This is a genomic window from Rhizobium sp. Root149 (assembly GCF_001427345.1).
GTDB classification, from domain to species: Bacteria; Pseudomonadota; Alphaproteobacteria; order Rhizobiales; family Rhizobiaceae; genus Neorhizobium; species Neorhizobium rhizoryzae.
In genome coordinates this window covers 435,871-449,608 of sequence record NZ_LMGD01000001.1, presented here as the reverse complement: position 1 = coordinate 449,608, position 13,738 = coordinate 435,871, and the positions used below count along the sequence as shown (strand labels likewise).

Annotated in this window: 12 protein-coding genes; 6 read left to right on the top strand and 6 right to left on the bottom strand. The window is 58.6% G+C overall.

Features of this window, described 5'->3' with window-relative positions:
* Positions 1 to 6 precede the first annotated feature (6 nt).
* Positions 7 to 2,229: a methyl-accepting chemotaxis protein gene (locus ASD54_RS02165; RefSeq protein ID WP_062552944.1), complete on the bottom strand. Its 2,223-nt coding sequence runs from the start codon at positions 2,227 to 2,229 to the stop codon at positions 7 to 9.
* Between the two features lie 308 nt (positions 2,230 to 2,537).
* Between ASD54_RS02165 and ASD54_RS02160 the strand changes: the two genes are divergently transcribed.
* From ASD54_RS02160 to ASD54_RS02145, 4 genes are all read left to right on the top strand, one after another.
* On the top strand, positions 2,538 to 3,509 hold the full coding sequence (locus ASD54_RS02160; RefSeq protein ID WP_082547047.1) for an alpha/beta fold hydrolase: 972 nt from the start codon (positions 2,538 to 2,540) through the stop codon (positions 3,507 to 3,509).
* Positions 3,510 to 3,691: 182 nt separating this feature from the next.
* The gene (locus ASD54_RS02155; protein WP_244484655.1) at positions 3,692 to 4,459 is read left to right on the top strand and encodes a L,D-transpeptidase; all 768 of its coding nucleotides are present in this window, start codon (positions 3,692 to 3,694) and stop codon (positions 4,457 to 4,459) included.
* Positions 4,460 to 4,938: 479 nt separating this feature from the next.
* A complete protein-coding gene (locus ASD54_RS02150) occupies positions 4,939 to 5,652 on the top strand; it encodes a L,D-transpeptidase (protein WP_062552942.1) in 714 nt (237 codons plus the stop codon).
* A 144-nt stretch (positions 5,653 to 5,796) separates the two neighbouring features.
* Entirely contained in the window at positions 5,797 to 6,726 is a 930-nt protein-coding gene (locus tag ASD54_RS02145) for a pyridoxal-phosphate dependent enzyme (protein ID WP_062553233.1), read from the top strand.
* Positions 6,727 to 6,792: 66 nt separating this feature from the next.
* Here the strand turns inward: ASD54_RS02145 and ASD54_RS02140 are convergent, their stop codons facing one another.
* The 5 genes from ASD54_RS02140 to ASD54_RS02125 form a co-directional block, all read right to left on the bottom strand.
* Positions 6,793 to 8,220, bottom strand: coding sequence for a D-alanyl-D-alanine carboxypeptidase (locus tag ASD54_RS02140; RefSeq protein ID WP_082547020.1), 1,428 nt, complete (start codon positions 8,218 to 8,220; stop codon positions 6,793 to 6,795).
* 111 nt (positions 8,221 to 8,331) lie between these two features.
* A complete protein-coding gene (locus tag ASD54_RS02135) occupies positions 8,332 to 8,871 on the bottom strand; it encodes a hypothetical protein (protein WP_062552940.1) in 540 nt (179 codons plus the stop codon).
* Positions 8,861 to 9,127 (bottom strand): hypothetical protein, encoded by a 267-nt coding sequence (locus ASD54_RS25900; protein WP_082547019.1) that lies wholly within the window; start codon positions 9,125 to 9,127, stop codon positions 8,861 to 8,863. The genes ASD54_RS02135 and ASD54_RS25900 overlap by 11 nt, the downstream gene beginning before the upstream one ends.
* A 176-nt stretch (positions 9,128 to 9,303) precedes the next feature.
* Positions 9,304 to 9,693 carry a hypothetical protein gene (locus ASD54_RS02130; protein ID WP_062552939.1) on the bottom strand — a complete coding sequence of 130 codons (390 nt, stop codon included), beginning with the start codon at positions 9,691 to 9,693 and terminating at the stop codon, positions 9,304 to 9,306.
* A gap of 115 nt (positions 9,694 to 9,808) precedes the next feature.
* On the bottom strand, positions 9,809 to 10,768 hold the full coding sequence (locus ASD54_RS02125) for a YihY/virulence factor BrkB family protein (protein WP_062553232.1): 960 nt from the start codon (positions 10,766 to 10,768) through the stop codon (positions 9,809 to 9,811).
* 123 nt (positions 10,769 to 10,891) lie between these two features.
* Here ASD54_RS02125 and ASD54_RS02120 point away from each other — a divergent pair, with 123 nt between their 5' ends.
* Together ASD54_RS02120 and ASD54_RS02115 are read left to right on the top strand one after the other, a co-directional pair.
* Positions 10,892 to 12,484, top strand: a complete 1,593-nt coding sequence (locus ASD54_RS02120; protein WP_062552938.1) for a helicase HerA-like C-terminal domain-containing protein — start codon at positions 10,892 to 10,894, stop codon at positions 12,482 to 12,484.
* Between the two features lie 81 nt (positions 12,485 to 12,565).
* Complete coding sequence (locus tag ASD54_RS02115) at positions 12,566 to 13,321, top strand: hypothetical protein (protein WP_156379019.1); 756 nt, start codon at positions 12,566 to 12,568, stop codon at positions 13,319 to 13,321.
* The last annotated feature ends 417 nt before the right edge of the window (positions 13,322 to 13,738 follow it).

The window sequence follows — 13,738 nt, the reverse complement described above, 5'->3', positions numbered from 1 at the left end:
AACCGGTCAGGCTGCGCGTCGTCCACCGCTGGCGGTATCGGCTTGAACCTTGAAGCGTGCGACGAGTGATCTGAGGTGATCCGTTTCCTCCGCCAGGCGCGAGGTCCCGGCTGCCGCTTCCTCTACCATGGCGGCGTTCTGCTGTGTCATCTGGTCCATCTGGTTCACCGCATTGCTGACTTCCAGCAGCCCGGTGGATTGTTCCTGTGCCGCCTGTGCGATGGATGTCACCTGTGTCGCGACGCCAATGACTTTCTCCTTGATTTCCCGCAGCGCCTCGCCGGTGGAAACGACCAGTTTAACGCCAGCCTCCACCTCATGGGACGATTTGCTGATCAGCGCCTTGATGTCCTTTGCCGCTGTTGCAGAGCGTTGCGCCAGTTCGCGAACTTCCTGCGCCACGACGGCGAACCCCTTTCCGGCTTCGCCTGCGCGGGCGGCTTCAACACCGGCATTCAGTGCAAGAAGGTTGGTCTGGAAGGCGATCTCGTCAATCACATTGGTAATCTGGGCGATTTCGCTAGAGGCTTGCTCAATCCGTCCCATTGCCGAGGTCGCCTGCTCGACGACGCCGGATGAACGCTCGGCGAACTCGCGCGCTTCCGTGACCATCCGGCTGGAGGACTGAGCTTTCTCGGTCGAGGTACGGACCGCAGAAGTTATCTCCTGAAGTGCAGACGAGGTTTCCTCCAGCGCAGCCGCCTGTGTTTCGGTTCTGCGCGACAGGTCGTCGGAGGCGGAACGGATTTCGCCGGCTCCGCCATTGATCATGTCCGCCGCATGGCGAACCTCGTCCATCAGCGTGCGAAGCGTGCGCATGGTGTCATTGACGTTGGTTTGCAGATCGGCGAACGCACCCTGGAAGTTTCCGGACATGGAGGCCGTAAGGTCGCCATGGGCAAGCGACGCTACCACCCGCTGGGTCTCTGTCACGCCTGCATCGACGGATTCCACCAGCTTGTTCACATTGGTCGCAAAGGCATCGAGCGCCGGATTGTCATAGGATTTGGTGATGCGTTTGCTGAAGTTACCGGCAACGGCGGCATCGACAACGACAGCGATGTTGGATTGCAGGTCGGCGTTCTTTTCCTGAAGGGCGGTTTCCTGCGCCGTCAGTTCCCGCATACGGATGGCGTTCTGCTTGAACACGTCCACGGCGCGTGCCATTTCACCCAGCTCGTTGCGTTCGCGAAGGCCTGGTATCTGCGTCTCCAGATTGTTGGCGGCAAGGTCGCCCATGGCGCGTGTCAGGGCATGAACCGGCCTTGTCAGGCTGCGGGCCATGATCGTCGCAAGTATGACTGCCAGAACGAAGGCGCCGGCCCCCAGCACGACAGATGTAAGCACGCTCCTGTCCATCGTTGCTGCGATCGTTGATCCCAGGTTGGCCTGTTCCTGTTTCAGCGCAGTCGTGAAGTCGTCGATTGCCTTGGTCAGGCTGGGCCCGATCTTGTTCATGGTTCGATCAATGATGCGGTTGCGCTCGTTTGCCAGCTTGCGGCTTTCATCCACGCCCGCAATGTAGGTTACGATGTTCTGACCGACCTCGCTCATCGTGGCTTTTTGCTTGGCATCCTTGATCAGCGCTTCGACGCTGCCGATCTGGTCTCGCGCCTCGATGCCCGCATCCTGCGCGGCCTCGTAGTCACGTTCGGAGCCACTCGCCAGATATTTTCCCGCGTTCAACTGGATGGTGAACACCATGTGTTCCAGACGTCCGATCTCGAAAGCGGCCTCAACATTGCCGGCATCATTGAGCGCCGTGCTCAGCCTCGTCAGAGCTTTGATCAGGTCCGTCCCGAGATCTGCCTGCGCCGCAACAACCTTGTTCAAGTTTTCCTGGAGGCCCGCGACCTTCGAGAAATTTTCTCCATACTGCTTGGCCTGTTCGGCAAATCCAGAGATCGACGCCTTTTCCGCTTCGGTCCGAGCCTTGGCCATCATCCTGGATGCGGTGGCCCCTGCCTCCCCGAGATGGGATAGAAGATCTTTCTTCGTCGTCTCCATCTGGATCATTCTGTAGTTAAGGAAGGCGACCCGCGCCTCCAGCATGCTGCTCTGGATTCGGCTGCTTTCTGCAACCAGTTTCGACAGGTCCTCGTAGTCTGCCAGATGATCCTTCGAGGACATGCTCGACACGACCGACGCACCCGCAATGATGCACAATAAGGCGATAAAGAGCCCGAAGCCGCCATAAACCTTCTGAGAAATGTTTAAGTTATTGAGCATGTTCTCAATTTCCTACGATCGCGAATGTTCAGATGGTGTAAAAATGATTCTATACATGTTAAATTACAGATAACACTGGCATAATATATTATATATCTATTATACGTATCAATTTATACGTGCGATGCATCAATAAATTATTGGCACAAGATTCGAAAGTGTGCGGCGGAGAGGGTGATGAGCTCCAAACCGGCGGCGCCTATGCGGAAGCGGTGCTTGCATATCAGCTAGTTGTGAACGTCGACCGCTTGAGTTTCATCTCCGGCGCGCTAGCTTTTATTGCATCGCGTCATGTCTCGGGTCTGCCCATGCTCCTCAATCGCCGTGTCTTGCTTTCGGGTGTAGGTTTGAGCCTCGCTGCACCTTATCTCGCTCGCGCTCAGGTTCTGCCAGCGCCAGTGGGACAAATCCCGCCAGCCGTTCAAGGCGCAGCAGCAGAGCGCAAGCCGGAATTTCCGATCCCCGAAGTGCCGCCGCTGGAGCGGATGGATTATGCGCAGGCCCGCATGCATTTCCGCACGCGGCTTCTGGTCAAGGGGCCTTCGCCGGAAACGTCCTCTCCGCTGGGCAAGCCGCCAGGCGCGCAGCGCATCACCTATGCGGGCGGACCGGACGGAAGTCTTCAGTTGGTCGCCTGGGTCAACGATTACGAGCCTTCGGACCAGTTGAGGCCCGGCGTTCTGTTCCTGCACGGGGGCAATGCGACCGGAGATGGACATTGGCAATTGATGAAGCCCTATGCCGATGCGGGTTTTGTCGTCATGCTTCCCTCCTTCCGGGGCGAGAACGGTCAACCGGGAGATTATTCCGGTTTCTACGACGAGACATCGGATGCGCTTGCTGCGGCGCGTCATCTGGAAAGTCTGCCGGGGGTCGACAAGAACAGGCTCTATCTGGCGGGTCACAGCAATGGTGGAACGCTGGCCCTGCTGGCCAGCATGGCGGAACCCATGTTCAAGGCATCGGTTCCCATGTCTGCCGGCGTCGATGCCTGGCGCTATTTTGGTCGCTTTGACGAGGAAATCCGCTTCGATCCGCATAACCCGCAGGAATTCATCATGCGCTCTTCCGTGTGCTTCGGGCATAGCCTGAAGTGCCCGACGCTTCTGTTGCGGGGTACCGAAGAGCGACCGTTCGACCGCAATCATCAACTGACCATCGAGCGTGGGCGCGCAGCGGGCATGCGCGTCGATCATCGTCTTCTGCCGGGAAACCACAACGGCGTCGTTCCCGGTGCCGTGGTCGAAAGCATCCGCTTCTTCAAGGAATATGGAGCCTGATGCATGGCCCCCACAGGTGTGACGCGGTTTCGCGGCACCGCCATGTGTTCAAGAACTGATTGCATACGCCAGCCTCGCGAAAGTTGGGGCTGTCATGATCGCGCCCGACGTCATCTGCCGGAAGCGATCTCATGCCGCATCATCCTCGCCAGCCCAAGCTCCTGTCCACGCTCGCCGCATTGATGGCAACCTCCACCATGCTGTCGGGCTGCATTCTGGTGACCGATACCAGCCGCATGAACCCGGATGTCTTCGTGCAGGAAACGGCGCCGGTGTTCTACAATCCATCCTCGCCGCCTGAACCGCAGCCGCAGCCGGCGCAGAAGCAGCAGGCCATTCCGCAGAGACGCCAGCTTTACCAGACGCAGTTTCACCAGACCTATGGCATGCCGGTTTCGAACCCTGTGCATCGCACCTATTACGCCGGCATCCGCGATGACGGGCATACGCTTCCCGCCATTCCCTATAGCCGCGTGGATGCCCGGTATCTGCGACAGGAAGTGGACTATCAGACGATGGAGGCACCCGGCACCATCGTGGTCGATACGAAGCAACGCTTTCTCTATCTGGTTCAACCCGGTGGCAAGGCGGTCCGCTACGGCGTCGGTCTCGGTCGCGATGGTTTCGCCTGGACGGGCAGGGGCACCATTCAGTGGAAGGCGAAATGGCCGCGCTGGACACCGCCACAGGATATGGTTGAGCGCCAGCCGGAACTGCGCCAGTTTGCCGCCGCAGAAGGCGGGGCTCTGCCGGGGTTGAACAATCCGCTCGGCGCGCGCGCCCTCTATATCTTCAAGGATGGTAAGGATACCCTCTACCGCGTCCATGGAACGCCCGACTGGCAGTCGATCGGCAAAGCCACCTCATCCGGCTGTGTGCGCATGTTCAATCAGGACGTGATCGATCTCTATGACCGTGTCCCTGCCTCCAGCCCAATTGTGGTCATCTAGAGCGGAATTCGACCTGATTGGATCAATTCTGTTGGCCCAAACCGGTTGTTCCACGAGGAGAAGGGCGAGTGGCGTAGCCTTAAGCTACGCCCAAGCCCTTCGACAAAGTGGACGGCCGGTTTCGGCCAACCCTCTGGGCAGCATGTATTTTCGCCATTACCTTCGGCTTTCGCCTCGGACGTATATCCCGATATGCCCATCGGCAAAATCCTTGATCCTGATGAAAATCCATTGCTGCAGAATGATTCAATCAGGTCGAACTCCGCTCTAACACAACAGGCACTCATATTGTGGTTCTATGATCACACCCGGCTCACGTTAAGGTGCTGGATGCAACACTATCTCCTAAATTAAGGCGCCTTATACTTCTTCTGGCCACAATCGGGGAACCATTGTCGCGATCATCCGTTGGTTGGCGTTTTTTGGAGTACCGCCCGGTGTTCCAACCGCCGTTCTAGTGAAGAAGTATATCCGGCCTCATGACAACTGATCTTTTAAGCCGCCGCCGCCTCCTGAGCTTGCTCGCCGTCGGCACTGCATCCACGCTCGCGGGTTGCGCATCCTCTGGTCCACAGCGTTTCACGCCCATCGCGGCCGCTTCGCCCGCTTTCGCTCCCGCTCTCCCACCCGGCCGCTCGCCGGAACTGGACGCGACCTATGGCGAAATCGTCGATGGCGGCTTCGTCATTCCGGCGGTTCCCTACTGGAAGATCCCGCCGCGCTTCTATCGCCAGCGTGTGCCGAACGAAACCGGCGAACCGGCAGGCACCGTGGTGGTGGATACGCAGCAGCGCTTCCTCTATCTGGTCGAATCCGGTGGCCAGACTGCCATGCGCTACGGTGTAGGCATTGGCCGCGAAGGCTTTGCCTGGCAGGGCGAGGGCGTCATCCAGTGGCGTCAGAAATGGCCGAAATGGACGCCGCCGTCCGAAATGGTCGCCCGTCAGCCGCAGCTCGCCAAATATGGTCCGGGCACGGGCGGCATGGAGCCAGGCCTGATGAACCCGCTCGGCGCGCGTGCGCTCTACATTTTCCAGAACGGCAAGGACACGCTCTATCGCCTGCACGGAAATCCGGAATGGAACTCCATCGGCAAGGCCGTGTCATCCGGCTGCGTGCGCCTGATGAACCAGGACATCATCGATCTCTACGAGCGCGTGCCCAACAAGGCCCGCATCATCGTCTGGCAGTAAGCTGGAACTCGATTGCAATCAGACTGAAACCCTCGGCAGGCGCCGGGGGTTTTTTGTTGGATGTCTGTAGACAAGCCTGTATCCATTGCCTCGATCGTTCTCGATCCGCTTTGTCCATCATCCTTGAAACGTCGCAAGGTTTCCATGCCCTTACACATCAATACGCCTCTGCTTGAATCGCGCGCCCTGTCGCTGGCCGCCGAACGTCCGGTTCTTTTGAAGATGGATGCCCTGCAGCCAGCCGGTTCCTTCAAGATCCGTGGCGTCGGTGCGGCTTGTGAACACCATGTTGCACGGGGCAAACGGCGGTTCATATCCTCTTCCGGCGGCAATGCCGGGCTGGCCGTTGCCTATGCGGGACGCAAGCTGTCGGTGCCGGTTACCGTCTATGTTCCGGAGACGACGACAGAGCAGGCAAAGGCTCTCATCCGGCTGGAAGGTGCAGAGGTCGTGGTTCATGGAGCCTCCTGGCAGGAAGCCAACGAGCTTGCGCTTCAGGCCATGGGAGAGGACGCTGCCTTCATCCACCCCTTTGATGATCCGCTCCTGTGGCAGGGGCACGCGACCGTGATTGATGAAGTGGTCCAAGCCGGAGCCGTTTTCGATGCCGTCATCCTGTCGGTCGGCGGCGGTGGCCTTCTGTGCGGTGTTGCCGAAGGGCTGGCACGCAACGGCCTGGGCGATGTTCCCATCATCGCGGTCGAGACGCACGGCGCTGACTCCCTTTCGGCGGCGATCGACGCTGGGGAGTTGGTGCAACTGCCTGCCATCACCAGCATCGCAACCTCTCTTGGCGCGCGCAAAGTCTCCGAACACGCGTTTCGGATCAGCCAGAACAGGCCTGTTGAAAGCGTGGTTGTGGATGATCGGGCAGCGGTCGGGGCCAGCCTTCGCTTCGCGGATGATCATCGGGTGGTTGTGGAGCCGGCTTGCGGAGCAGCATTGACGGTTGCCTATTCCGCGCCGATATACGGGCCCGGCTATGAACGTTTGCTGGTCATTGTCTGCGGCGGTGCAACAACCTCTATCGACAAGCTGAAAGACCTAGCCGCCACCTTGCCGCATCACCGCTGAACTAAATCAAGAAAAAGGCGCCGATCCGGCGCCTTTTTCATGTCATGTGTTGCTGAGGCATAGCTCTCAACCGCCCGCTGGCACCACCTGGCATGCGAACTTGGCGGATGACAGAAGCTTGCAGGCCGATTGTGCCGCTGCCTGATTGGAGAAGCCGGAGAAGCGGGCGCGGTGCAAGGTGGAAGAGCCGCTGTGAACCGTTTCCGTGTAGGGCGTCAGGTTCTGGAACTTGCCGTCGAGCTTGTCCATCGCGCGGCCCAGCAGGCTGATGGCTTCGCCTTCGTTGCCGGTGGCACCGAGTTGCACGCGCCAGCCGGGAGCGGCCGCTGTCTTGAAGGGCAGGTCTGCCGGTGGCGCGAGATCCGATTTCGAAGGCGCAGCATAGCCAAGACTTGCAGAGGATGGTGAGACGGACGCGACCTGTGTCGGAGCCTGTTCCGGCTGGCTGCGAACAGGTGCGGATGGCACCGGCTGATAGCGCTCGGCCACAACCGGGCGAACCGGTGCAACGGCAGCCACAGGCGGTGCGGACATGGCAGGGGAGGCGGGTCGCGGAGGCTGCGTCGTTGCCACTTCCTGCGCCACCACCGGCATCGGCACATTGTTGCGCGGCAGGCGCGTCGGGAACAGCGGCGCCGGGCTGCTGGGCGCTTCCGCCACAAGGCCTGCACCGGTGCGTGTGCCGGCCTTCGGCATGGCCTTGTCCAGCAGCGAAGCCATTTGCGCATCGCGGGCACGGGCGGTGCGGCCGCCCAGAACAACGCCAATCACGCGGCGGCCGTTGTCATTTACGGCGCTGACGAGGTTGAAACCGCTGGCATTGGTGTAGCCGGTCTTGATTCCGTCCATGCCCTTGTAGCGATACATCAGGTTGTTGTGGCCACGAATGGTTCTGCCGCGAAAGGCAAAGGACTGGGTAGAAAACAGGCGGTATTCCTGCGGGAAGTCGCGAATGAGCGCCAGCCCGAGCCGCGCCATGTCCCGCGCCGTCGTCACCTGTTGGCTGTCTGGCAGGCCGGAGCCATTGCGAAACACGGTCCGGCTCATGCCGAGCTGGCGCGCCTTGCGCGTCATGGCAGCGGCAAATTTGTCTTCCGATCCATAGAGGTGATCGCCAATTCCTTCCGCCACGTCATTGGCGGATTTTACGATCATGCCCAGAACCGCCTCGCGCACCGTATAGGTTTCGCCCTGTCTGAGGCCCAGCTTGGTGGGCGTAGTGCGCGCGCCATTGGCCGACATCACGATGCGCTGGTCCCAGCGCAGGCGACCGTCATGCAGCGCCTCGAACACCATATAGAGCGTCATCATCTTGGTCAGCGAGGCCGGATGGTTCAGCGTATCGGCGTCCTCGGCATCCAGAACCTTGCCGCTATTGGCATCCATGATGAAATGCGCATATCCCGCCAGTGCAGGCGTGGACGCGGCAACCGCCAGCGTCAGAACCATTGCCTGCGTCGCGCGTCGCCACATGGTGCGCACCCATCCACTCATCGAAAACCCCCGAATTGCCAGTCCTGCTACCATATTGGGCAAAAGCGGCGGAAAATTAGATACAATTTTAGTTTTTCAAATTGTGGTTAACAGGGGGTTTCTGAGGGAGAATTAGAAATTGGGCTTCGATCGTAGTTCCAGAGAGACGGGATCGAGCTCCTGCATTGTCAGCCGCGCATTCAGCTGCCGTGCCGCCTTGCCTGCTGCCAGCCACTTCATGGCCTGGGAGAGATTGAGGCGTGTCTTGCGCCCCCCGTCGCGCGCAATTTTGCCGAACGTATCGGCCAGCTCGTCGATACGGTAGAGCCCGCCCAGGCTGGGAAGCGGCATTTCGGCGCGCTTCTGCAGAGCCTGACGCTTCACATTCAATTTCTCAGCCACGTCTGCAAGGCTGACGAGATCTGGACGAAACTCGCGCAGACGGGTTCCCGCAGGCAGGTTTCGCAATATGTTCTTCGCAGCGGATAGAATGGCATCGGTAGCATCCGTGCCTTCTGCCTCCAGTTCCACGCCCAGCAGCTTTGGATTGCCGGTTCCGATGACCGCATCTTCGTATCCGGCAGCAAATACTGCATCAGAGAGCGAATAGGCATCGTTTTCAGTGGAGGGGAGTTCGAACACCAGTTCGAATTCAAAGACTTCACGTGTCATTCATCGTCTCCTTCTCCGCCTGTTTGATGCAAGCCAGCGCCTTCTGTTTCAGCTTGGCCGCATGGTTTGACGGATTCTGCGGGGTCGAATTGATTGTCATCTGGCAATATTTGTCGTCACGGCAGTCCCTTGCGTTGGCCGGGCACCGCAAAAGGCCCCATGCATGGCCGCTGCCCCGAACCTCGACAGTCCACCCCAACGCTTCCAGCTCACAGAGAACCGTCTCAACGTCCTTTTTCGGATGACGACTACGCATTCATAAACCTCGAAATACAAAGTTGTCAATCGACAACATTATCAATTGCTTCTTTAGGTTGAATAAATTCTACTGGCTGCGAATATCAGTTGTGCAAAGTCTCTTCAATCGCCCATGAAAAACGCCGACCTGCACAGGCAAGTCGGCGTCTTGAAATACAGATAGAAAGCGTCGTGTCAGACGAACTGGCTGAGGCCCGGAACCGAACCCACAACCTGGTCCACGGTTTCAGAACCGGCATGTTCGCGGGCAACGGCGATTGTTTCGCGTGCGAGTGACGTGATCTCTCCCATGCCGAGGCCGAGGCCCATCAGCTGCTGGCCAAGTGCCATGACACCGCCGCCGAGGCTTGCCATCAGTCCGCCCAGAAGTCCGCCGCCACCAGCGCCTTCACCGTTGAACTTGGCAACCAGTTCCGGCGCGCCGGGAATGGCTTCGATCATGCGGGCAACGGCGCCATCATCGGCTTCGCGCTGCAGAAAGCCCAGCATCATGCCCACGGCCTTTTCGGCGACATCCGGTGCGATACCAACATTGTCCGCCACGCGGGTGACCAGCTCGTTCATCAAACTCTCCTCAAGGTTTTTTGACGTTCACGTCAAAGTAAAGAAATCCGCGGTCGCTGGCAAGGTGGGCAAGGGGTTGTGCCACAGCAGTTTTGCGGGAGGAGGGAAGGATCCGTCAAGTCAGCGTTTCGCCTACCGTATCTGCCATGACGGCACCTCGCTGGCCGAGTGGCTTCGGGTTCCCGGTGGTGGAATCCATCGCCGTCTGGTGTTCCAGTTCCGCGTTCAGTTCGGCACCAAGGATAACGATGATTGCTGAAATCCACGTCCAGAACAGAAAGCCGATCAGCGCGCCCAGCGTGCCATAGGTCGCGTTGTAGTCTGCCACATGCGAGAGATAGAAGGTCACGCCAAGAGAGCCGAGCAACCAGAACAGTGCCGCAAACGCTGCACCCCAGGTCAGCCAGCGCATCTTGGCCGGTTCGCGGCTGGGCCCATAGCGATACAGCATGCAGATGCCGATCGTGGCCAGCACCAGCAGCAACGGCCAGCGCAACAGGCTGAGCAGCATCTCTGCCGTTTCATCCAGATGCAGAAATGCAATCATGGCCGGAACCACGCCAAGTGCCACGATGATGATGATGGCCGCCAGAATCCCGCCAAAGGTAAAGGTCAGCGACACAAGGTTCAGCTTGAAGAAACTGCGCTTCTCTTCCTCGCCATAGGCAATGTTCATGGCCTCGAACAGCGCCTTGATGCCGTTGTTCGCACTCCACAGCGCCACCAGAAGACCGAAGATGAGGCCGAAGCTCAGCGCACTTTTCTGTTCTGTCGCCAGGGCCTTCAACTGATCGATGAAAATGTTCAGGCCGTCGGAAGGCATGACCTGTGCGAGAAACAGAATGCGGTCGGCAATCGTCGTCGGGTCGGCCACGAAACCATAGACGGAAACGAGAGCGCCCATGGCCGGAAACAGCGCCAGAAGCAGGTAGAAGGTCACACCTGCCGCCACCAGCATCACGCGATCCTGCGTCAGCGAGACATAGACGCGGTACAACACATCTTTCATGCCCTTGAAGGGGATCTGGCCCGGATGCTCCGCATGCCGCCCATGTTCGCGTTCCGCTGCCGTCATCATATCCACCATGGCTTTGCCCCTTCTCGCCTTGCCCCCGCGTCCTGTCAGGCGTTGCCGTTCCGCAAACGGCAGCCTATACATTTGCAAACACTTGAACGTTCATAACCGGGAGGCAGTTGCATGGATGACGCGGGAAAACTTTTTCTGGGCGGCAGCCGCAAACCGGATGACACGCTGAAGAAGGCGGAATACCTGCATCTGAAGTTCGGCAACCGCCATGGTCTCGTGACCGGCGCCACGGGAACGGGCAAGACGGTGACGCTGCAGGTCATGGCGGAAGGGTTTTCCGCGGCGGGCGTTCCCGTCTTCTGTTCGGATATCAAGGGAGATCTGTCCGGCATCGCCGCCATGGGTGAGCCGAAAGATTTTTTGCTGAAGCGCGCCGAGCAGATCCAGTTCGCCGACTATGACAACGCCGCCTTCCCGACGATTTTCTGGGATCTCTATGGTGAAAAGGGCCATCGCGTTCGTACCACCATTGCGGAAATGGGGCCGCTGCTTCTGGCCCGCCTGATGGATGCGACGGAAGCGCAGGAAGGCGTCCTCAACATCGCCTTCAAGATTGCCGATGAGGGCGGTCTGCCGCTGCTGGACCTCAAGGATCTTCAGGCACTCCTCACCTATATGGGAGAGCATGCGGGCGAGATTTCGCAGCGTTACGGCTTCGTGTCCAAGGCATCGGTCGGCTCCCTCCAGCGTGGTCTGCTGGTGCTGGAACAACAGGGCGCAGAACACTTCTTCGGCGAACCGGCGCTGAAGATCACCGATATCATGCGCACCAGCCAGGATGGGCGCGGCGTCATTTCCGTGCTCGCCGCCGACAAGCTCATGATGAACCCGCGTCTCTACGCCACCTTCCTGCTCTGGCTGCTATCGGAACTGTTCGAGGAACTGCCGGAAGTGGGCGATCCGGAAAAGCCGCGTCTCGTCTTCTTCTTCGACGAGGCGCATCTTCTGTTCTCTGAAGCGCCGAAAGTACTGCTGGAACGGGTGGAGCAAGTGGTTCGCCTCATCCGTTCCAAGGGTGTGGGCGTTTATTTCATCACGCAGAACCCGCTCGATGTGCCGGAAACGGTTCTCGCCCAGCTCGGCAACCGCGTCCAACATGCACTGCGTGCCTATACGCCGCGCGAGCAGAAGGCGGTGAAAACGGCAGCCGATACCTTCCGCGCCAACCCGGAATTCAAGACGGATGAGGCCATCACCCAGCTTGGCACGGGTGAGGCGCTGGTCTCGACACTGGAAGGCAAGGGCGCACCCTCCATGGTAGAGCGCACGCTGATCCGCCCTCCGGCAGCCCGCATCGGACCGCTGACCGATGACGAGCGTCGCAAGATCCTGAACACCAGCCCTGTCGCCGGTCAGTACGACAAGGATATCGACCGCGAATCCGCCTTTGAAATTCTCATGGCGCGTGCTGAAAAGGCGGGCAAGGCACCGGTGCCAAAACGCGCGGAAGTGGAGCCGGAAGCGGCACCCGCACCGAGAGAAGATAGCGCCGCAGGCCGCTGGTCGCTTCCCGGCTTTGGCAATGATGAGGCAGAGGAAGAAGAAGCGCCGCGCAAGAAGGCAGGAGCAGGGCGAGCCGGCTATCAGCGCGAAACGGTCATCGAAGCAGCCATGAAAAGCGCTGCCCGTTCCGTGGCAAGCCAGGTGGCAAACCAGATCGGTCGGGCCCTGGTGCGCGGCATTCTGGGCAGTTTGAAGCGGTGATGACTGCCCACGGTTGTGCAAGGATAGGTTGACGCAAGGCATGGAGACTATCCTTCCGGCATATTAGGAAGGAGAGTTTTGATGACTTCAGTAGCATCAACTTCATATTATGCTTCACTCTCATACCGCGCCAATACAGCCTCATCGAACAGAGCCCCTGAAAGCGCGTATGACGCCTTGTACAGCAATCAGCAGCGTGAAACGAAACCGGAGGTCAAGATTGCGGTCGACGCGTCAGGTTCTGGAGTTCCAATCGACACCACACCTTCAACGGCAACAACCAATTTTCAGGGAAAACTATTTGGGATTTCGTCCATTTGGAGCGTAAGCGATCTGCAAGAAATAAAGCCTGATTGGGAAAATCCGGAAGGTCTTTCTCAGCAAATGCTCAAAGGCTTTGAGGAAGGTCTTAATCATCGATATACCCACATGCCGGAGCCGCCAGACCCGTCGCAATGGGGTGGAACAAGACCCTATGCAGAGATCGTCGTGAAGGGCAAGGGCGTTGCCACGATTGACAATCAGGGAATTGCCGTTTCGAAAGATCCTGCCTGGAGCGAGCGTTACAGGGATGTCATGGGCAGTTTGAATGGCACTGTTGGCCCGGATCTGGCTGAAAGAACGGCAAAAGCCATCGCCAAGGCTCTCGGCGGTCGTGTCGTCAAACAGGAGACGGCATTAACACAGGCTCAATTCGAAGCACTTCCGCAACCGGAAATACCAAGGCCATGGATTGACTATGACGCCATGTATGCGGATCCAGAATACGCCCAGCTTCAGGAGATGAAGCAAAAGCGACAAGACTATCTTGAGCAAATGCAAATCGGCGATGCCTAGAAAGTTGATTTGCTGAAAAAATCGAGGAGAGCTGATGTCTCCTCGATCTCTGTTTTTTCAAATTGGTTGTTTAAGCTGCCAGTAGGCCTGTCAAATCATATGCTGGACCAGCGCCACTTGAGGTAGCCACCACTTCGACAACGTAGTGGCTCCCGAGGAAGAAGTTTTCAATCACTACAGAGCTGTTGAGGATATTATCAACTGCGTCTGCGTTAGAGAAAATTACGAGGTCATTGCCGATCCTATTCAGACCGAGGTCGTTAGCCGCGTAGCTAACGTATAAGACGTCTTCCGTGTCAAAAGCTCCATCTGTCCGAGCAGCTCCCGTATTCGTCACGCCGTCGTTTATGCGGTCGAAGCCTTGTCCGTTAAAGTAGTAATGGTCATTCCCTGATCCGCCCCACATCCGATCATCGC